Genomic DNA, 20,275 nt, shown 5'->3' on the forward strand with positions numbered 1-20,275 from the left:
CAGGTAGAGCACGAGCATCGAGACCACACTGAACAGCAGCATCGCCGCCGCGTATTCCGTCCAGCGCATCTCGTGCGTCTCGTCGACGCCCGTCGCGGCGTAGATCAGCCGCTCGATCGGGCGCAGAGCCGGATCGAGCCAGGTGCGCTCCCGGTTGAACACCCGCGTCATGAACCGGCCGAGGAGCGGCGTCACGGCGAGGATCGCCAGCAGGTACACGCCGATTTGCAGCCAACCGTTGACAGTCATTCAGCCACCAGCGCGAGGCTCGGAAGACGCATTAGAACCTCTCCGGTTTCAACAGCGCGTAGGTGAGGTAGACCAGCAGGCCCGCCGTCACGACGAGACTGAGGATGGTGTCGAGCGTCATGGTTTCAGCCTCTCGCAGCCACGCACGTAGGCCGCGGCGACGACGAAGAAGAGGGCGCTGATGACCACGAACAGGACGTCGAGCATGTTGTCTCCTGCTACCCAGCGTAGGCACGGGCCCGTTCAAACGGACTTAGAAACCCATAAAAAGAACGTAAACCCGTGACCCGCAGCGATCTCGAGCCGTTAGCATGAAGGCATGCCGGAGATTGCGCGCCCATCGGCGGACCAGCTCCTGGACCGCCTGAGGAGCGAGACACGCGCCAGGCTGCGCGTCTACATCGGTGCCGCGCCAGGGGTCGGTAAGACGTACCGTATGCTCAAGGATGCGGTCGCGTTGAAGGCGAGCGGCGCCGACATCGTCGTCGGCCTGGTCGAGACCTACGGCCGCGTCGAGACGGACGCGCAGGTCGCTGACCTCGAGATCGTCCCGAAGAAGGCACTGCCGCACAAGGGGGTCGAACTCGAGGAGATGGATCTCGACGCGCTGCTCGCGCGCAAGCCGCAGATTTGCGTCGTCGACGAGCTCGCGCACACCAACGTGCCCGGCAGCCGGCACGAGAAGCGGTACCAGGACGTGATCGAGCTGCTCGACGCCGGCATCACCGTGATGACGGCCGTCAACGTCCAGCACCTCGAGACGCTCAACGATCTGGTCAGCCGCGTCACCGGCGTGCGCGTGCGCGAGACCGTGCCGGACACGTTCCTCGATCGCGCCGACGACGTCGTCAACGTCGACGTGACTGTCGAGGACCTGCGCGCCCGGCTCCGCCAGGGAAAGATCTACCGTCCGGAGAAGATCGAGCAGGCGCTGACCAACTTCTTCCGCGAGGGCAACCTGTCGACGCTGCGCGAGCTGGCGCTGCGCGCGGTCGCCGACGAAGTGGGGGAGAAGGCGGCGTCCTACCGCCAGCGCGAGGGGCTGGAGCCCGGGCTCATCCCCGAGCGCGTCATGGTATGCACGAGCGCCAGCCTCAGCGCGCCGCGCGTCATCCGGGCCGGGGCCCGCATCGCCGGCCGGCTCGGGGCGCGCTGGTACGCCGTCTACGTCGAGACGCCGTCGGAGCTGCCCGAGCGGATCGGGACGGCCGATCGCGAGCAGCTGCAGCGCAACATCTCCCTCGCCGAATCGCTCGGCGCGACGGTCGTGCGCGTCAAGGCGGACCGGCCCGCCGACGGCCTCGTCGCCTTCGCCCAGCGCGAGGGCATCACCCACGTCATCTTCGGCCAGTCGTCGCGGACGCGTTTGGAGATTCTGATGAAGGGGTCGACGCTCAACCGCTTTCTCGAAGAGGTCAAGGACGCGGCCGTACAGGTGGTGCCCTTATGAAAGTGTCACATGGCCTGCCGGCGGTCGCGCTGGCCGCATCGCTTGTCGCGGCCGGCTGTGGCGACGTCAATGGCGCCCTCGCCAGACTCGCCGCCGCGCGCCAGGCTGCCGCCGATCTGCAGCTGGCGTTCACCCGGGCGGTCGACGCCTCCAACCGCGCTGTGATGGCCGAGACGGATGCGGAGTCGGTCCGCGACGCGCAGGACGCGATTGCCGCGAGACAGGCGGCGCATCGCGACATCGATGCGTTGCGGCCGCTGCTCGATCAGCTCGGTTATACCGACGAGAAGCGGATGCTGGATCAGTTCGCCGGCCGCTTCGCCGCGTATGAGACGCTCGACGGACAGATCCTGGACCTTGCGGTCGAAAACACCAACCTCAAGGCTCAGCGCCTGTCGTTCGACGCCGGCGAGGCGGCGGCCGGTGCGTTTCGCGACGCAGTGCAGGCGCTCACCGCCGCCCAGACGCGCGACGCCTGGCGCGTAAGAGCGACCGCCGCGACCGCGCTGGCGGCGATCCGCGAGATCCAGGTCCTGCAGGGACCGCACATCGCCGCCGCCGAGGACGCGTCGATGACGAGATTCGAGACATCGATGCAGGCCGAGGAGACGATGGCGCGCGGCGCGCTGGGCGATCTGGCCCCGCTCGTCGACGCCGCATCCCGGCCGAAACTCACGGCTGCGGCCAACGCCCTGGATCGGTTCGTGAGCGTCAACGCCCAGATCATCACGCTGTCGCGGCGCAACACCAACGTTCGCTCGCTGGCACTGTCGCTGAATCAGAAGCAGCAGCTGATTCCCCCCTGCGATCAGAGCTTGCGCGAGCTGCGCGACGCGCTGGCCCACCGCGGCTACCCCAAGGGACGCTGGGAATAGGCGCGTCGATTCGCGGCGATCGTCCTGCGCATGTGGCGCGCGCACGAGGAGCGCGGTCTCTAAAGCAACGTCCCGCGCAGCACCACCAATGCCACCGAGAAGTAGATCACCAGCCCGGTGACGTCAACGAGCGTCGCGACGAACGGGGCGGAGGACGTGGCCGGATCGAAGCCAAGCCGGCGCAGCAGCAGCGGCAGCAGCGATCCGATCAACGTGCCCCACATCACCACCCCGACCAGCGCGAAGGCGACGGTAAATGCCAGCAGGAGCCAGTGCTGTCCGTAGATGTCGGAGAAGGCCGACCACACCGTAATGCGCAGGAAGCCGACGATGGCCAGGATCGTACCAAGCGCGAGCCCCGCCCCCAGCTCGCGCCGCATCACCTTCCACCAGTCGCGCAGCGTCAGCTCGCCGAGCGCCAGCGCGCGGATCACCAGCGTCGAGGCCTGCGACCCCGAATTGCCGCCGCTCGAGATGATGAGCGGCACGAACAGCGCGAGCAGCACCGCCTTCTCGATCTCATGCTCGAAGAACCCCATCGCCGTGGCGGTCAGCATTTCGCCGAGGAACAGCGCCGTCAGCCAGCCGGCCCGCTTCTGCACCATCTTGAGGAAGCCGATCTCCATGTACGGTTCGTCGAGCGCCTCCGAACCGCCGATGCGCTGGATGTCTTTCGTCGCCTCGCTCTCGGCCACGTCGAGCACGTCGTCGATTGTGACGATGCCGATCAGGACTCCGGCGGTGTCGGTGACCGGCAGCGCCGAGCGATCGTGCTGGCGGAAGGCGGCCACCGCGGTCTGCTGATCGTCGGTGGCCTTCAACGCGACGAAGCGGCGGTCCATCAGGTCCGACACCTTGCGCGCCGGATCGGTGAGCAGGAACTCGCGGATCCGGATGTCGTCGGTCAGCCCGCCCTGCGGATCGACGACGTAGATGACGTTCAGCGTCTCGGAGTCCTGCCCGTGCGTGCGCACGTAGTCGAGCACCTGCTGAACGGTCCAGTCCTCGTGGACGGCCACATAGTCGGGCGTCATCAGGCGCCCGACCGTGTGTTCGGGATAGCCCAGCAGGGTGACGGCGATCGCCCGCTCTTTCGGCGTGAGCAGCGCGAGCAGTTCGCGGGTGGCGGTGGCGGGCAGTTCCTCCAGGAACATGGTGCGGTCGTCTGGCGCCATGTTGTTGAGCAGGCCGGCGACGTCCTCTTTCGACAGCGTCTTGAGCAGCGCCTCGCGGGCGTCCTGCGCGAGATACTCGAATGTCGCCGCGGCGTCGCGGCGCGGCAGGAGCCGGAACACCACCGCCTGGTCGTCGAGATTCAGGTCAGCGAGCAGCTCGGCGAGATCCGCCGCCGGGCGGTTCCTGACGATGTCGCGAAGCTGCGTGAAGTCGCGCGTGCGGACGGCGGTGGCAAGCTCGTCGGCGGGCTTGGCCACCTGCCGTATCGCCTGCAGTGCGCTGTCGCGCTCTGGACCGTTCAGTTGTTGGGCCATTTGAGTCAATGCGGCTCTGACGACGTCGTGATGATGGATATGAGGACCGATGGACCTGGCGGCATCCAGCCAGATGCTGTGAATCAGCTCGAGATCGCGTGCGCTGAGCGCCGGCGCGTGGGCGCCGATGTGGAAGATGTCGGCGCGGCCGCTGGCGTGGTGAATGACCAGGCGAACATCGCCGGCGACTCGGTGAGGCCCGCGCTCCCACGCCTCGCCGAGGAACCTCGCCTGCGCCTCCGCCGAGAGCGTCGCCGACTCGCCGACGTAGAGCTCCGACGCCTGCAGCCGCGCCAGCGCCGCGACGATCGCGTCGAAGACGTCGCTCGCCGGTACGACCAGCAGCCGCACCGGCCTGGCATAGCGCTCGGCAATCGCCAGCACCCGCGCGAAGAGCAGCTGCTCCGCGGCGGTTGGCGTCGTGTCGTCGAGTCCGTCCTCCTCGACGTCGACATCGCGCAGCCGCGCGGTCATGACGACGATGTCGCGGTCGCGGGGCGTCCGGAGAGCCGCCGCCACGTGCATCAGCGCGTGCGGATTGCGCACCGACACCAGCAGGCAGCCTGGTCGTGGATCGACGCGCTCCAGTGACAGCTCGTCGGACGGACGCAGCTGGAAGGCGTCGAACTCGGCAAGCGGCGCCGCCGGCGCGAACTCGCCGCGCGACATGACCAAGGTGACCGCGACCGCCAGCAGCATTAGCGTCGCGGTCATCGTCGGAGCGTCGCGGTACCCAAGGAGGGCCAGCTCCGGCAGCGCCAGCAGCGCCAGCACCGCCCACAGCGCCGGTCCCCACCAGGCCGCCGCGAAGCGCCCGGGCAGCGCCGCACCGATCGACGGTTCGCCGCGCCTGGCGCGCAGCCGGATCAGGGCGGCCACGTGCAGGACGATCGAGAACGCCAGGCTCGCCGTGTAGGCCCGCGCCAGCCATTCGACGCGCCCGCTGCTCGTCACGATGACGACGGCCGCGGCGAAGGCGACCGTGTCGACCGTCCGGGCGAGCGTGCCGAACGTCGGATGGGCGACGCGGAACATGTCCGACAGCACGCCGCGCGTCGACAGGCGGCTCACCGCGGTTTCCACCGCCGTCAGCGCCGATCGCGCCGCCTGCGCGAGCATGAACGCGGCCACCACAATCAGGGCGAGCGTGACCAGCGCCGCCAGCCACCTCGGCGCCGCGAGCTGCGCCACCAGGGCGAGCAGGGGCGCGCCCATCCAGGCTGGCCTCGCGGCTTCAGGGATGAGCCCGGCGAAGAGAAACGTCGAGCCGGCGGTCACGACCACCGAGAATGCGCCGACGATGACGGCCGTGCGGTGCAGGCCGCGGATCCGCGGCGGCTCGAGCTCGCCGGCGACCCGCCACAGGCCCTCGCCGCCGCCGATCGCCGGGAGCGCCCAAGCGAGCGCCCGCAGCAGGCCGATGATCGTCGCCGCGGCCGGCAGCACGCCCGACCACGACGGCCGCAGCTCGATCGGAAAAGCCGGCAGGACGACGCCCGGCCAGCCGGTCCGCGCGATGCCCGTGAGCCAGACCCCGGCCACCAGGCCGATCAGCACCGCCGAGGACACCCAGATGTTCCGCACCCGCTCGCGGACGCCGAGCAGGTGGCCGGTTCGAGCGCGGATCCAGAGATAGCCCAGCAGGAGCAGCGCCGCCGCGGTCGCGACGTCGGCGATCGTCGCCTGGCGCACGAATCGACGCACCCCGGACACCGCGAACGCGGCCGTGCCGGCGTAGTGGCCGAAGACCTCGCACGCGAGGGCTGCGGCGAGGAGGCGCTCGACGAGGACCGTCGCCGATGCGGCCAGCGAGGCTCGCGCCCCGAACGCCCGCTCGACGCGCCCGGGCATACCGCCCGGCACCAGGAGCGCCCAGCTCTCGACGTCGATGGCCCGGCAGAGGAGGCCGATACCGACCGCGCCGAGCACCAGCCACGGGCCGGCGGATCCGGCGCCGGCAATCGCTATCGATGCCACGTAAAAAGCCGCGAACCCCAGGTCGGGGATCGCCAGCGCCGCGGCCCGCGACGCCGACGCGAACGACACCAGCGCGCGCGTGGCGAGCACGATGCGCACACGTGTCGACGGCGGCGTGGTCATGAACGCCACCCATCGTAACCCAGCGATGTATCATCGGCGCCCATGCATCTTCAGCCGATCGACTGGCTGATCGCCGCGATCATCCTCGTCGTCTGCTTCTTCCCGGCGCTCTTCTTCGGCAGGCTGGCCGGACGGAGCACCTCGGAGTTCTTTGTGTCGGGTCGCTCGGTGCCATGGTGGCTCGCGGGCCTGTCGATGGTCGCCACGACGTTCAGCAGCGACACGCCGAACTGGGTGACGCAGCAGGTGCGGCAGTACGGTGTCGCGGGCAACTGGCAGTGGTGGGCGTTCGTCCTGAGCGGCGTCGCCACGGTGTTCTTCTTCGCGCGGCTCTGGCGCCGGTCGGGGGTGATGACCGACCTCGAGTTCTACGAGCTCCGCTACTCGGGCGCCGCGGCATCCGTCGTGCGCGGGTTCCGCGCTGTCTACCTGGGACTGTTCTTCAACTGTTTCATCATGGCGATGGTCACGCTCGCCGCCTGCAAGATCGCCAACATCCTGTTCGGGCTCGCCCCCTGGCAGACGATTGCCGTGTGCGGCGTCCTCAACGTCATCTTTGCCGCGCACGCCGGCCTGTGGGGCGTGCTGGTCATCGACATGGTGCAGTTCTTCGTGAAGATGACGGCCGTGGTGGCGGCGGCCTACTTCTCGCTGAAGGCAGTGGCCCAGCACGCGGGGCTCGGCGACAGCGCGCTCGTCGGGCTGCACACGCTCGTCCACACGCTCGGCGGCCAGCAGGTCATCATGCACGGCGCCAGCCCGGTTGCTTCGGCGATCGATGGCACCGGCCAGCCCTATCTCGCGCTCCTCCCGAACTTCTCGACGGGCGAGCTGGCACTGATGATCTTCATCGTGCCGGTCGCGATCGGGTGGTGGGCCAACTGGTACCCGGGATCTGAGCCCGGCGGCGGCAGCTATATCGCCCAGCGCATGCTGGCTTCACGATCGGAGAAGGACGCGCTCGCCGGGACGCTTTTCTTCAATCTCGCGCACTACGTGATCCGGCCGTGGCCGTGGATCATCACCGCGCTCTGTTCGATTCTCGTCTTCCCTGAACTGAAGGATATCCAAGCGGCCTTTCCGAACGCGGATCCCACGCTCATCGGCCACGACAGCGCGTTTTCCGCGATGCTGATGTTCATGCCCGCCGGCTTCGTCGGCCTCATGGTCGGAGGGCTGATCGCGGCCAACTCCTCGACGATCCTGACGCATCTCAACTGGGGATCGTCGTACCTGGTTCACGATTTCTACCGCCGTTTCCTGCGGCCAACCGCCGACGAACGGCACTATGTCGCGGTCGGCCGCCTCTGCACGCTCGTGCTCTACGTCGTCGCGGCCTGCCTGAGCCGGCTGCTCGAGTCGGCGCAGGACGCCTTCGAGGTGCTGATCTCGATCGGCGCCGGCACCGGACTGCTGTACATCCTTCGCTGGTACTGGTGGCGGATCAACGCCTGGTGCGAGGTCGTGGCGATGGTCAGCTCGTTTTCGATCTCGGTGACGTTCTTCTTGATGCGCAAAGCGGGGCATCCGCTGCCATTCGCGGACAGCGTGATCTATTCCGTGGCGTTCACGACCCTGGCATGGCTCGTCACGGCCTTCGTCGGGAGCCAGACCAGCCGCGAGCGTCTCGTCGCGTTCTACCGCCAGGTGCATCCCTCAGGGCCGGGCTGGACGCCGATCCGTATCGCCGCCGGCATTTCCGACGCGGAGGCCGCCGCAACCGAAGACAGCCTCTTCCGCGCGGCGATCGGCTGGATCGCCGGCTGCCTGACGATCTGGTCGGCGCTGTTCGGAATAGGGGAATTGCTCTACGGGCGTTCGCTCCAGGCACTGGGCCTGACCGCCGTCTTCGCGGTCAGCGCGGGGGTGCTGGTCTACACCGTCAACACGCTTTGGACGGACAGCCGGCGGAACGCGAATTTCGATCCTGTTGAAGCGCCCTGATCCGGAGGGCGGCTAATCCGGGATGACGGGCGGAACCGTGTCGGCTTCTTTTGGCGGCGTCGGGCCGAGCAGCGCGCGGAGCTCGTCGCCTTCGACGACCTCCTTGTCGAGCAGGCGGCGGGAGAGCTCGTCGAGGAACTCCCGGCGCTCGCGCAGGACGCGGCGTGCCTCGTTGTGGGCCTCGGTCAGGATCCGCTTGATCTCGCCGTCGATCTGCTGCGCGGTATCTTCGGAGTGCGGTCCGCGCTCGCTCATGAACGCCGCGTCGAGAAACTTCGTGCCGCGCTGCCCGTCGTAGTTGACGGCGCCGAGCGCGTCGCTCATGCCGTATTCCGTGACCATGGCGCGCGCGATGTCGGTCGCGCGCTGCAGATCGTTGGCTGCGCCGGTCGAGATCTCGGCAAAGGCGATTTCCTCGGCCGAGCGGCCGCCGAGCAGGACGGCCAGCTGCGAGTTGAGGTCGGATCGACTCATCAGGTAGCGATCCTCGAGCGGCAGCTGCATGGTGTAGCCGAGCGCGCCGAAACCGCGCCCGATGATCGAGATCTTGTGGACCGGATCGAGGTTCGGCAGCACGCTCGCGACGATCGCGTGGCCCGCCTCGTGGTAGGCGACGATGCGCCGCTCCCGGTCGCTCATCGCGCGCTTCTTCTCGAGGCCCGCGATGATGCGATCGATCGCGTCGTCGAAGTCCTTCCGGTCGACCGCCGGCTTGTCCTTGCGCGCCGCGAGCAGCGCTGCCTCGTTCACCAGATTGGCCAGATCGGCCCCGGCGAACCCGGCCGTCCGCGCCGCGACCACCTTGAGATCGACGTTGGCGCCGATCTTCACCGTCCTGGCGTGGATGCGCAGGATGTCCTCACGGCCGCGTACGTCCGGCTTGTCGACGAGCACCTGCCGATCGAACCGTCCGGGGCGGAGCAGCGCGGGATCGAGCACTTCGGGGCGGTTGGTCGCCCCCATGATGATGATCCCCTTGCGACCGTCGAAGCCGTCCATCTCGGCGAGCAGCTGGTTCAGCGTCTGCTCGCGCTCCTCGTGCGAGCCCATCGGCGTCTGGATGCGCACCTTGCCGAGCGCGTCCAGTTCGTCGATGAACACGATGCAGGGAGCCTTGCTCTCGGCCTGCGAGAAGAGGTCCCTGACCCGGGCGGCGCCGACGCCGACGAACATCTCGACGAACTCCGAGCCGCTCAGCGAAAAGAACGGCACCTTCGCCTCGCCGGCGACGGCCCGCGCCAAAAGGGTCTTGCCGGTGCCCGGCGGGCCGACGAGCAGCACGCCCTTCGGGATCCTGCCACCGATGCTCGTGTACTTCTTCGGCGTCTGCAGGAACTCGACGATCTCCTTCAGTTCCTCTTCTGCCTCGTCGACGCCGGCAACGTCGCCGAAGCTCACCTTGACGTCGTCGTCGGAGTAGATCTTCGCCTTGCTGCGGGCGAACGACATCACGCCCCCTTCCGCGCCTCCCATGCGGCGCAGGAAGAACGTCCACAGCCCGACGATGAAGAGCAGCGGGACGACCCAGCCGAGCACGTCCGACAGCCAGCGGCTCGCCACCTCGCCGGAGTACTTGACGCCATGCGCTTCGAGATCCTCGGGCAGCTTCGCGTCGACGACGCGGATGACGCTGAACGGCTTGCCCGTCTTCTCGCTGCCGACCTGCTTCAGCGTGCCATGCAGCCGGTCGTCGGAGAGGGTGACCTCCTGGACCTTGTTCTCGCGGACGAGGACTTTGAAGTCGGAATAGGGAATCGTCTCGCCGTTCTGGATCTGGTAGAAGAACGCCTGAGCGAGCGCCAGCAGCAGCAGGAAGCCGAGTACGTACCAGACAGCGCCGCCAGGCGCGGAGCGAGGACCGGGGCGGCGGTCGCTGCCACGGCGATTCTTGGGGCGCTGGGTCGTGTCGGCCATCCTTCTCTAACTCTATCGTGACTCGCCACGCCGTGTCCGGGCCGCGCGTGCTTGCGTGCTATTCGCCGGCATGGGACATCCCGACCGGCAGCGGCGTCTGACCTGGTCCGACGCCTAAGCCAGCCTCGACGCTAATGCAGCACCGGCTGCGCCTTGGCGAACGTCAGCTCGCCGGCGCGGGCGTCGATGTCGACGGAGTCTCCCTCGCGGAAGCCGCCCTCCAGCACCCTGATGGCGAGCGGATCGAGGATCCGCCGCTGGATCGTCCGCTTCAGCGGGCGCGCGCCGTAGGTGGGGTCGTAGCCTTCCTCGATGATCAGGTCCTTGGCGCGATCGGTCAGCTCGACGTGGATCTTGCGATCCTCCAGCCGCTTGACCAGGCCGCGCAACTGGATGTCGACGATGTGGCGCATCTGGTCGCGGGTGAGCGCGTGGAAGACGATGATGTCGTCGACGCGGTTGATGAACTCCGGCCGGAAGTGCGTGCGCAGCGCGTCCATCACCTCGCGTTTGGTGCCCTCGGTCATCGGTTCCCCCTTGATCGCCGTTTCCGCGATGAAGTGGCTGCCGATGTTCGAGGTCATGATCACGACCGTGTTCTTGAAATCGACCGTGCGTCCCTTGCCGTCGGTCAGCCGCCCGTCGTCGAGCAGCTGCAGCATGACGTTCAGCACCTCCGGGTGCGCCTTTTCGATCTCGTCGAAGAGCACGACGGAGTAGGGGCGGCGTCGGACGGCTTCTGTAAGCTGGCCGGCATCCTCATAGCCGACGTATCCGGGTGGCGCGCCGATCAGGCGCGAGACGGTGTGCTTCTCCTGGTACTCCGACATGTCGATGCGAATCGTCGACTGCTCGTCGTCGAACAGGAACTCGGCGAGGGCGCGCGCCAGCTCGGTCTTGCCGACGCCGGTCGGCCCGAGAAAAATGAAACTGCCGAGCGGACGGTTGGGATCCTGGAGGCCGGCGCGGGCACGGCGGATCGCGTTGGCGACGGCGGCGATCGCTTCTTCCTGCCCGACGACCCGCTGATGAAGTCGCTCCTCCATGCGGATCAGCTTCTGGATTTCCCCTTCGATCAGCCGGCTCACCGGAATGCCGGTCCAGCGTCCGACGACTTCGGCGATGTCTTCTTCGTCGACCTCTTCCTTCAGCATCCGCTGGTGCTGCTGCAGTTCGGCGAGCCCCCGCTCGGCCTCCTTGGTCCGGCGCTCGATGTCCGGGATACGGCCGTACTGGATCTCGGACGCCTTCGCGTAGTCGCCGGCCTGCTGGAGCCGCTGCAGCTCGATCTTGGCCTGTTCGAGATCCTCCTTCAGCTTGCGGGAGGCCTGGATGGCGTCCTTCTCCTGCTGCCAGTGCGCGGCGAGCTGCGTCTCCTGTTCCTTGAGATTCGCCAGCTCCTTTTCGAGCTTGCCGAGCCGCTCGATCGACGCGGCGTCCTTTTCCTTGCGCAGCGCCTCGCGCTCGATCTCGAGCTGCATGATGCGGCGCTTCACTTCGTCGAGCTCGGCCGGCATCGAATCGATCTCCATGCGCAGGCGCGACGCCGCTTCGTCGATGAGATCGATCGCCTTGTCCGGGAGGAAGCGATCGGTGATGTAGCGGTGGCTGAGCACCGCCGCGGCGACGAGTGCCGCGTCCTTGAACTTCACGCCGTGGTGGATCTCGTAGCGCTCGCGCAAGCCGCGCAGGATGCTGATCGAGTCCTCGACGGTCGGCTCGCCGACCATCACCGGCTGGAAGCGGCGCTCGAGCGCGGCGTCCTTCTCGATGTACTTGCGGTACTCGTCGAGCGTCGTGGCGCCGATCGTGTGCAGCTCGCCGCGCGCCAGCATCGGCTTGAGCATGTTGGCGGCGTCCATCGCGCCCTCCGCCGCACCGGCCCCGACCACGGTGTGGAGTTCGTCGATGAAAAGCACGACCTGTCCCTGGGCGTCGGCGACCTCCTTGAGGACCGCCTTCAGCCGCTCCTCGAATTCGCCGCGATACTTCGCGCCGGCGACGAGCGCGCCCATGTCGAGCGCGACGACTTTCTTGTTCTTGAGCCCCTCGGGCACGTCCTGTCGCGCGATTCGCTGCGCCAGCCCCTCGACGACGGCGGTCTTGCCGACGCCGGGTTCGCCGATGAGCACCGGGTTGTTCTTGGTGCGCCGGGACAGCACCTGGATGACCCGGCGGATTTCCTCGTCGCGGCCGATCACCGGATCCAGCTTGCCCTTCTTCGCCAGCTCCGTGAGGTCGCGCCCGTACTTCTCGAGCGACTGGTAGGTGCCCTCGGGATTCTGCGAGGTGACGCGCTGGCTGCCGCGGACAGAGGCGAGCGCCTGCAGGACGGCGTCCTTGGTGGCGCCGTATTTCTGCAGCAGGCGAGCCGAGGCAGCCGTGCGGCCGGTTTCGGCGGCGATCGCCAGCAGGAGATGCTCGGTGCTGACGTAGTCGTCCTTCAGCCGCTCGGCTTCCGACTCTGCCGCGGCCGTCACGCTTCGAAGGCGCGCCGAGAGCCCGGGCTGCGAACCGCCGTGCGCGCTCGGGCTCTTGCCGAGCTCCGCACGCACCTCGGCGGCGACCCGCGCCGGGTCGGCGTTGAGCTTGCGCAGGATCTCGGGAACGATCCCCCCTTGCTGCTCGACGAGCGCCAGCAGCAGGTGCTCCGGAGTGATGTCAGGATGACCGTCGCGGTCCGCGAGCTGCTGGGCGGCGGCGATCGCTTCCTGGGCCTTTTCGGTGTACTTCTGAATGTTCATGGCCTCTAGCTATGACTCTCCGTCCGCCTGATCTGTTCCCAGAGGGCGCGCTGATCCTTGCTGAGGGAGCGGGGGAGCTGGACGTCGGCCGTCGCGTAGAGATCCCCCTTCACGTCGGTCTTGCCGACGAGCGGCATGCCATGCCCCTTGAGCCGGAACACCTGTCCAGACTGCGTCGTTTCGGGGACCTTCAGGCGAACCGACCCGGTGATCGTCGGCACCTGCGATTCGCCGCCCAGCACGGCGATGGTGAGGGGGATCGAGACCTTCAGATGCAAGTCGTCGCCGCGGCGCTCGAAGACCGGGTGCGGCTTGATCTGGACGCGTAGAAACAGGTCGCCCGACGCGGCGCCGCCGCCCCCGGGCTCTCCCTCGCCGGCCGCGCGCACCCGCGATCCGTCCTTGACGCCCGCCGGGATCCGCACGTCGACGGTGCGGGCGCGGCCGCCGAGTGTGATCGAGATCCGGCGCATCGCGCCGTGATACGCCTCTTCGAGCGTGAGTTCCGCCTCCGACTCGATGTCGCGCCCCTTGGCCGGGCGCGGCGCGCGGCCGCGGGCGCGCCCTTCACCCGCCGCGCCACCGCTGCCCCCGAAGAACGTGTGGAAGAAGCTCGAGAACGGATCGTCCGTCCCGAACATGTCGCGCATTTCTTCTTCCGAGAGCGTCCGGTGGCCGCCGGGCCCGCCCATGTTGATCGTCCAGGCGCCACTGTCGCCGGCGCCGCCGCCAAACGGCGACCCGCCCGGGAACGGCTGCCCATGCTGCTGCGCCTGCTCGTACATGCGCCAGTTCGCGCCAAGCTCGTCGTATTTTCGACGCTTGTCTGAATCGCCGAGCACCTCGTAGGCCTCGTTGATCTCCTTGAAGCGCGACTCGGCCGACTTGTCGCCAGGGTTGACGTCCGGGTGGTGCTTGCGCGCCAGTTTCCGGAACGCGGCCTTGATTTCCTTCTCGGTCGCCGTCTTCGCGACGCCGAGCGTGGCGTAGTAGTCCTTGAATTCCACTCTCTCTAAAGTACTCCGCCGGCGCGTGGCCGTCCACTGGCGCGCCCGGCAGCGGCTGATAGAGTTGAGATCGCCGGCGCATGGACGTCCAAGTCGCGGATTTCGTCAACATCGGCCTGCTGGTCGTCCTCGAAGGGCTCCTCAGTGCCGACAACGCCCTCGTCCTGGCGATGATGATCCTCGGCCTACCGCGCCGGGATCAGAAGAAAGCGCTGCGCTACGGTCTCGCCGGCGCCTTCGCGTTCCGCGCTGTCGCGACGCTGCTCGCCGCCTACCTGATCAGAATCGGAGTCGTCCAGCTCGCCGGCGGGCTCTACCTGCTCTACCTGTCTTACCAGCACTTCTGGCGTGGCGGCGGGGAAGCCGCGCGCACGCGGATTCAGCCGGCGCGCCCGTGGCTGGGCCTGTCGCCGCTCTGGGCGACGGTCGTGAAAGTAGAGCTGGTGAACATCGCGTTCTCCGTGGACTCGATCCTGGTCGCGGTCGCGATGTCGAAGAAGTTCTGGGTCGTGCTCTCGGGCGGCCTGCTCGGCATCCTCGCCATCCGCGTCGTCATCGCGCAGCTGCTATCGATGGTTCGCCGTTACCCGGCGATCGTGGACGGGGCGTTCATCATCATCGCGTGGGTCGGCATCAAGCTGCTCCTCGAATACCTGCACGCGGATGGATGGATCCATTTCCAGATCAACAGATGGATCTCGTTCGGCCTGATCGCCGCGATCTTCCTCGTCTCGTATGCCTACGCCCGCCGCAAGGGGCCGATGCCCGACACCCCCGACACTGACGACGAGGCGCAAGAGCTGCTCAACGAGTCGTGACCGGGCGCGGCGGGGATTGGCCGCCGCCGGCCGCGAGTCTCCTACGAGCCCGACAGCTTCAACTCGAGCGTCTTGCTGGCCCCCTCGTCGAGCGCGAACCGCGTCGCGGTCTTGGCGGCGCGGGCCAGCCACTCCGGGTCCTGCCAGTCGCCTTGGGCGACGTATTCGACGGCAGCGGCGTAGTACTCGCCCGGCGGCAGGCTGGCGAGCTTGAATTCCCCGTCCTGGTTCGGGCGGGTCGACGCCGTCCAGCGGTTCTGCGGCAGGGCCCACTTCTGTTCGTCGACCGGAAACACGACCACCGTGTAGCTCTTCACCGGCTGTCCGGTCGCGGCGCTTACCGTACCGGCGATCGAGGTCAGGCGGTTCGTCAGCTCGATGTCGATCCCGTTGACGTCGGCGCCAGGCTTGAAGTCGACGCCGCGGTCGGTGACGTCTTCGCCGTTGAGCATCACGCGTTTCAGCATCCAGCCGCGCGGCAGATTGACCGCCCGAAACGTGTGACCGCCCACCAGACTGTCGATGTCGAAGACACCGCCGTCTTTGACCTGACCGAGGCCGAACGTCGGCGTTGGACCGGCGTCGGCGTCGGTCGACGGCGTCGTCACGCGGATACCGGTCACGCCGTCGGGATTGGCCCCTCCTTCGAACACGATCCGGCCCGACACTTTCGCGCCTCGCGTGCCCATGAGTACCAGCCCGGTCAGGTCTTCGCCTGCCACGCTGACACTCGCCGTCGCGAACTCGCGCTGCTGCGGCTCGCCCGCCCCCGGTCCCGCAGCAGGGCTGTCGCTCATCGTGAAGGCGAACGCCATGACGTTGCCTCCCGCCGTTGACTGAAACATGCCGCCGCTCGATTGCGCCTGCAGCGAATACTCGCCGGGCGTGACACCGGTGAGCGTGAAGTTGCCGTCCTTGTCGGTACGCGTCGTCGCGCCCGGTCCGAACATCAACGCGTCCTTGGCTGACGACATCAGCATCACGATCGCGCCACCCATCGGCTTGCCGTCGGAGCCGATCGCGGCGCCCGACACGCGCGCCAGCTTCACCGGCTGAAGCTGGATGTCGACAGTCGTCAGCTCCTGGCCGATCGCGACCGACACGCGCTGCGCTTCGCCCGCGTTCGGCGTCGACGGATAGTAGGTCGACGCATAGCCTGACGTCTGGCTGTTTGCGCCCGCCGCGCCGCCGCCCACGAGATCCATCGCCATCATCGTCATGTTGCGGAGCGTCGCCGACACGTAGTACTCGCCAGGCGGCAGGCCGTAGATCCGGAACTGGCCGAGGTCGTTCGTCGAGGCGTTGCGGCCGGTGGCGACGAGCCGGCGGCGGCCGTTCTGATACTGCAGACGCATCGCCGTGACGTCGGCGTCGGCGACCGTCTCGCCGAACTCGTCGACGACACGGCCGGCGAGAACGCTGCCGCGCGGGAGGGCGACGTCGATCTTGTCGAGCAGTTGCGCGTCGGCGAGCTCGATCGGACGGCCTGGCTCGAACGGCCGGCTCTGTCCGTACTGCATCGTGACGTAGCCCGATTTCGTGATCGTCAGGGTGAACCGGCCGGCCGGCAGCTCCCTGAACTCGTACTGTCCCTGCGCGTCGGTCAACGTCGTCTTGCTGCCGATGTCGGGGCCGTTGATCCGGACCTGCGCGCGGCGAAGCGGCGATCCGGCATCGGACCCGACGATGCGTCCTTTCAGTCCGCTCGTGCCCTTCTTCGCCTCGCGCCCCGGCGGGAGAAACGAGATCGGACCAGCGTCGCCGCCGCTGGCCTCGATGCGAATCGTCTGACGGACTTCCTGCGCGCTGGCTGGCGTCAGGGCGGCGGCACACAGACACGCGGCGGCGATTGACTGTCGGAGCATGGAGCTATTGTGGACGAGATGGGGAGTGATCCGCAGGACGCGGGGAACTTTTTACGTTCTTAACAATCGACCCGGCCCGTCGACCCGCCGCGATTCAGCTCCCGCCCAGTTTCAGATCGAGCGTCCGGGTGGCGCCTTCGTCGAGCGTGAAACGGGTGGCGTTCTTCGCGGCTTGTTCCAGCCACGCCGGGTCGCGCCATTCGCCCTGCGGCACGTATTCGACCACGATGGCGAGATAGGCGCCCGGCGGCAAGTCGGTGATCTTGAATTGCCCCTGCTGATCCGCGCGCGCCGAGGCGACCCAGCGGCCGTCCGGGACTGTCCACTTCTGCGCCTCTTCCGCGAACACGACGACCGTGTATTCCTTCGCGGCGGCGCCGTTGGCCGCTGCGACGGCGCCGGCGACGGTCTGGGTCTTGGTCGTCAGGACGATCTCGAAACCGTGGACCTCTTCGCCGGGCTTGAAGTCGTAGCCGCGATCGCTGATGTCGATCCCCTCGTGAGTCAGCTGCTTGAAGTGCCAGCCCTTCGGAAGATTCGCCACCCGGAAACTGCGCCCGCCCACCAGGCTGTCGACGTCGAACGTGCCGCGGTCGCTCACGGTCGAATTGCCGAACAGCGACGCCGCCGCGGCCATTTCGCTGGTATCGGTCGCCTGTGCCATCACGCGGAGCGATGACAGGTTGTCGGGCGGCGCCGCGCCGTCGAATACGAGGCGGCCCGCCGCATGTGCGCCGCGCGTGCCGGTGACGATCAGCCCGGTGATGTCTTCACCCGTCACCGCGACGGTGGCGGTGGCAAACTCGCGTTCGGCCGGCCGCGCCGGCGGAGCGCCGGCGCCGGCCTCGCTTCCGCCGACCATTGACATCGCCTGGGCGGCGGCGTTCATCAGCGCGGCCATCGACTGCACCTGAAGGGAGTACTCGCCTGGGGCGACGCCAGTCAGGGTGAAGTTGCCGTCCTTGTCGGTCCGTGACGTGCCGCCCGGCATCAGCATGACCGCTTCTTTCATCGCCGGCATCAGCATCACCAGCGCGCCGGTCATTGGACTGCCGTCGGATCCGGAGGCGACGCCGCTGATGCGCGCCAGCTTCACCGGCTGCATCTGAATGTCGACGTTCGACAACTCCTGTCCGAGCGCGAGCGCCACGCGCTGCGCTTCGGCAGGGCTCGCGGTGCCGGGATAGTACGACGCGGCGTACCCGGAATTGTTGTTCGAGCCGACCGGTCCGCCGGCGCCGCTCGCCCCGAGCATGTCCATCACCATCGTGTCGACCGTGCGCACAGTGGCCGAGAGGTAGTACTCACCGGGAGGCAGTCCGTAGAGACGGAAGTACCCTTGATCGTTGGTGACGGAGTTACGCCCCATCGGCGCGAGTCGCCGCCGGCCGCCCGAATACTGCATGCGCATCGCGCTCACGGCCGCTTCGGCGACCGGCTCCCCGAATTCGTCCACGATGTGCCCCTGTACGGCGCTGCCGCGCGGCAGCGCGACGTCGGCCTTCTCCATGACCTGTCCGTCGGCGAGCTCGATCGGGCGGCCCGGCTCGAAAGGGCGGCTCTGGCCGTACTGCATCGTCACGAATCCCGATTTCGTCACGCTCACTGTGAAGCGCCCGGCCGGCAGATCCTTGAATTCGTAGCGCCCTTGCGGATCGGTGAAGGCCGTCTTCGTGCCGATGTCGGAGCCGCTGATGCGCACCTGGGCGCGCCGCACCACCGCACCGCTGTCGGCGGCCAGCACGCGCCCGCGCAGCTTGCCGGTACCGGTCTTCGCCTGTCGCCCAGGCATCAGGACCTGCATGGCCGAATCGCCGGGATTGAGCTGGATGGGTTGCTGCGCGGGATCGCCGGCCATGTCCGACGCAGATGCCGGCGCGAGCGCCGCAAGGAGGAGGAACGCGAACGCGAGGCGCGTCGTGCGCATCTCAGGCCCTTCTGGGAATGCCGCCGCCAGGCGCAACGACGGTCAGGGGAATACTACGCGCGTAGCGGGCATAGGTTTCGGAAACCGCGTCCGCCAAGGCGTCGACGAAGCGCGGATGGTCGTTCACCGCTTCGGCACGCGCCAGCGCGATGCCGCGCTCGCGGCAGACGGCGGCCGCTTCCACGTCCAGGTCGTAGAGGACTTCCACGTGATCACACAGAAAACCCACGGGGCAGAGAATCGCCGCGGCGATCGGGGCCTTGCGCAGGTAGTCGCAGACGTCCGGCTCCAGCCATGGGTCCTCCGGACGCCCGCTGCGGCTCTGAAAAACGAGTTCCCACTCGGACCGCCCGGCGGCGAGCGCAATCCGGCGTGCCGACGCGAGCAGGTTGGCCTGGTACGGATAGGTGGCGGCCATCGACGCCGGAATGCTGTGCGCCGTAAAGATCAGCCGCGCGCTGTCGCGCAGGGTCTCCGGCAGGTCCGCCGCCGCACGCCGCACGTGATCGGCGTTTGCTTCGATGAACCCTGGGTGCTCGTGCCAATCGCCGACATAGACGATGTCGGGCGGCCGCCGTCCGGTTGCTGCGACTGCCGCGCGCGCATCGCGCACGTTCTCGCGGTACTGCAGACACCCGGAGTAGCTGCGCTGCGCCGCCGCAAGGATCCCGACGGCCCGCCGCACGCCCGCGTCGGCCATGCGCGTCATCGTGTCCGCGAGGTACGGGTGCCAGTTGCGCATGCCGACGTGCACCGGCAGAGCGAGGTCGCGCGCGTACAAGGCCGCCCCGACCGCCGCGGCCTGCCTCATCGTCAACTCGGTCAGCGGCGAGACGCCCCCGAAGCGCGCGTAGTGGTGCGCCACCTCGTCGATCCGTTCAGGAGCGACGCGGCGTCCGCGCAGCACGTTCTCCAGGAACGGCCGTACGTCGGCCGGACCCTGCGGGCCGCCGAAGGCAACGACGAGCACGGCATCGAAGGGTCGCACGGCGGTCGATTGTACCTGTCCGATGCGCGGTTTGAACGACGTGCCTGCGTCGGCGGGGTTGCTGGCGAGGCGCTATACTTGTCGCCTTCCGATGCGCAGTATCCTCGTTACGAATGACGATGGCGTCCACTCCGAGGGCGTTCACGCGCTGGCCGGCGCGCTCCGAGTCCTGGGGCGGGTGCTGGTCGTCGCGCCCCACGTCGAAGCGAGCGCCATCGGCCACGCGCTGACGCTGCGCCGGCCGCTCCGGCTGGAGCAGCTTCGCGACGGGGTCTACGAGGTGGACGGCACGCCGAGCGACTGCGTCAACGTCGCTTTCACAAAACTGTACCCCTCGCCGCCGGATCTCATCGTGTCGGGCATCAACAAGGGCTACAACCTCGGGGACGACGTGACGTATTCGGGCACGGTGTCGGGGGCGCTCGAAGGCGCGCTGCTGGGGGTGCCGAGTATCGCGGTGTCGCAGGAGCGGACGCTCGGCGTCTACGATTTCAGCCACTCGGCCGCCGCCGCCGCGACGATCGCGGCGCTGGTGCTGAACGAGGGCGTGCGCGACGGCCTCATCGGCCCACAGACGTTTCTCAGCCTCAACGTCCCGGGTGGCACGCCGAAGGGATTCCGCCTCACCGTCCAGGCCAAGCGCAACCACGTGACGACGGTGGACGAGCGGATCGATCCGCGCGGCAGGGCGTACTACTGGATCGAAGAAGGCGAGAACGCCTGGGAGCCGCACGACCGATCCGACTTCCAGGCGGTACGCGACGGCTACGTCTCCGTCACGCCGCTGCAGCCTGACATGACCGACCACGACGCCCTCGCCAGGCTCGAATCACTCGCGCTCGATCGACTGGATCTGATGCCGCGGACCAGATGATTCCGTCCCGGCCGACTCGACGCGTCGCGC

General features: G+C 68.0%; 14 protein-coding genes. 5 read left to right on the forward strand and 9 right to left on the reverse strand.

The features are described from left to right. Both VGI12_12260 and VGI12_12265 read right to left on the reverse strand, forming a co-directional pair. A partial coding sequence (locus tag VGI12_12260) for a potassium-transporting ATPase subunit KdpA (protein ID HEY2433439.1) occupies window positions 1–249 on the reverse strand: 249 nt, incomplete at its 3' end. 31 nt (window positions 250–280) lie between these two features. After that, window positions 281–370 carry a K(+)-transporting ATPase subunit F gene (locus tag VGI12_12265; protein ID HEY2433440.1) on the reverse strand — a complete coding sequence of 30 codons (90 nt, stop codon included), beginning with the start codon at window positions 368–370 and terminating at the stop codon, window positions 281–283. A gap of 198 nt (window positions 371–568) precedes the next feature. On the opposite strand from VGI12_12265, the gene VGI12_12270 reads away from it, so the two are divergent. Continuing rightward, complete coding sequence (locus VGI12_12270; GenBank protein ID HEY2433441.1) at window positions 569–1,699, forward strand: universal stress protein; 1,131 nt, start codon at window positions 569–571, stop codon at window positions 1,697–1,699. Further along, window positions 1,696–2,574, forward strand: coding sequence for a hypothetical protein (locus VGI12_12275; protein HEY2433442.1), 879 nt, complete (start codon window positions 1,696–1,698; stop codon window positions 2,572–2,574). The genes VGI12_12270 and VGI12_12275 overlap by 4 nt, the downstream gene beginning before the upstream one ends. A gap of 59 nt (window positions 2,575–2,633) precedes the next feature. On the opposite strand, the gene mgtE is transcribed toward VGI12_12275, so the two are convergent. Beyond that, window positions 2,634–6,164, reverse strand: a complete 3,531-nt coding sequence (gene mgtE / locus VGI12_12280; protein HEY2433443.1) for a magnesium transporter — start codon at window positions 6,162–6,164, stop codon at window positions 2,634–2,636. A 42-nt stretch (window positions 6,165–6,206) separates the two neighbouring features. Between mgtE and VGI12_12285 the strand changes: the two genes are divergently transcribed. Beyond that, window positions 6,207–8,108, forward strand: a complete 1,902-nt coding sequence (locus tag VGI12_12285) for a sodium:solute symporter family protein (GenBank protein HEY2433444.1) — start codon at window positions 6,207–6,209, stop codon at window positions 8,106–8,108. A 12-nt stretch (window positions 8,109–8,120) separates the two neighbouring features. On the opposite strand, the gene ftsH is transcribed toward VGI12_12285, so the two are convergent. The 3 genes from ftsH to VGI12_12300 all read right to left on the reverse strand — a co-directional run bounded on the left by ftsH (window position 8,121) and on the right by VGI12_12300 (window position 13,773). Next, window positions 8,121–10,022 (reverse strand): ATP-dependent zinc metalloprotease FtsH, encoded by a 1,902-nt coding sequence (gene ftsH, locus VGI12_12290; protein HEY2433445.1) that lies wholly within the window; start codon window positions 10,020–10,022, stop codon window positions 8,121–8,123. 131 nt (window positions 10,023–10,153) lie between these two features. Next, window positions 10,154–12,766, reverse strand: a complete 2,613-nt coding sequence (gene clpB / locus VGI12_12295) for an ATP-dependent chaperone ClpB (protein HEY2433446.1) — start codon at window positions 12,764–12,766, stop codon at window positions 10,154–10,156. A 5-nt stretch (window positions 12,767–12,771) separates the two neighbouring features. After that, a complete protein-coding gene (locus VGI12_12300; GenBank protein HEY2433447.1) occupies window positions 12,772–13,773 on the reverse strand; it encodes a J domain-containing protein in 1,002 nt (333 codons plus the stop codon). A gap of 80 nt (window positions 13,774–13,853) precedes the next feature. Here VGI12_12300 and VGI12_12305 point away from each other — a divergent pair, with 80 nt between their 5' ends. After that, on the forward strand, window positions 13,854–14,591 hold the full coding sequence (locus VGI12_12305) for a hypothetical protein (protein ID HEY2433448.1): 738 nt from the start codon (window positions 13,854–13,856) through the stop codon (window positions 14,589–14,591). Between the two features lie 41 nt (window positions 14,592–14,632). Here the strand turns inward: VGI12_12305 and VGI12_12310 are convergent, their stop codons facing one another. The 3 genes from VGI12_12310 to hemH all read right to left on the reverse strand — a co-directional run bounded on the left by VGI12_12310 (window position 14,633) and on the right by hemH (window position 19,371). Beyond that, window positions 14,633–16,456, reverse strand: coding sequence for a carboxypeptidase-like regulatory domain-containing protein (locus VGI12_12310; GenBank protein ID HEY2433449.1), 1,824 nt, complete (start codon window positions 16,454–16,456; stop codon window positions 14,633–14,635). A 94-nt stretch (window positions 16,457–16,550) separates the two neighbouring features. After that, on the reverse strand, window positions 16,551–18,383 hold the full coding sequence (locus VGI12_12315) for a carboxypeptidase-like regulatory domain-containing protein (GenBank protein ID HEY2433450.1): 1,833 nt from the start codon (window positions 18,381–18,383) through the stop codon (window positions 16,551–16,553). Between the two features lies 1 nt (window position 18,384). After that, the gene (hemH, locus tag VGI12_12320) at window positions 18,385–19,371 is read right to left on the reverse strand and encodes a ferrochelatase (protein ID HEY2433451.1); all 987 of its coding nucleotides are present in this window, start codon (window positions 19,369–19,371) and stop codon (window positions 18,385–18,387) included. A gap of 91 nt (window positions 19,372–19,462) precedes the next feature. On the opposite strand from hemH, the gene surE reads away from it, so the two are divergent. Then, a complete protein-coding gene (surE, locus tag VGI12_12325; GenBank protein ID HEY2433452.1) occupies window positions 19,463–20,245 on the forward strand; it encodes a 5'/3'-nucleotidase SurE in 783 nt (260 codons plus the stop codon). Window positions 20,246–20,275 lie beyond the last annotated feature (30 nt).

The organism is Vicinamibacterales bacterium (assembly GCA_036496585.1).
Taxonomy (GTDB): Bacteria; Acidobacteriota; Vicinamibacteria; order Vicinamibacterales; family 2-12-FULL-66-21; genus JAICSD01.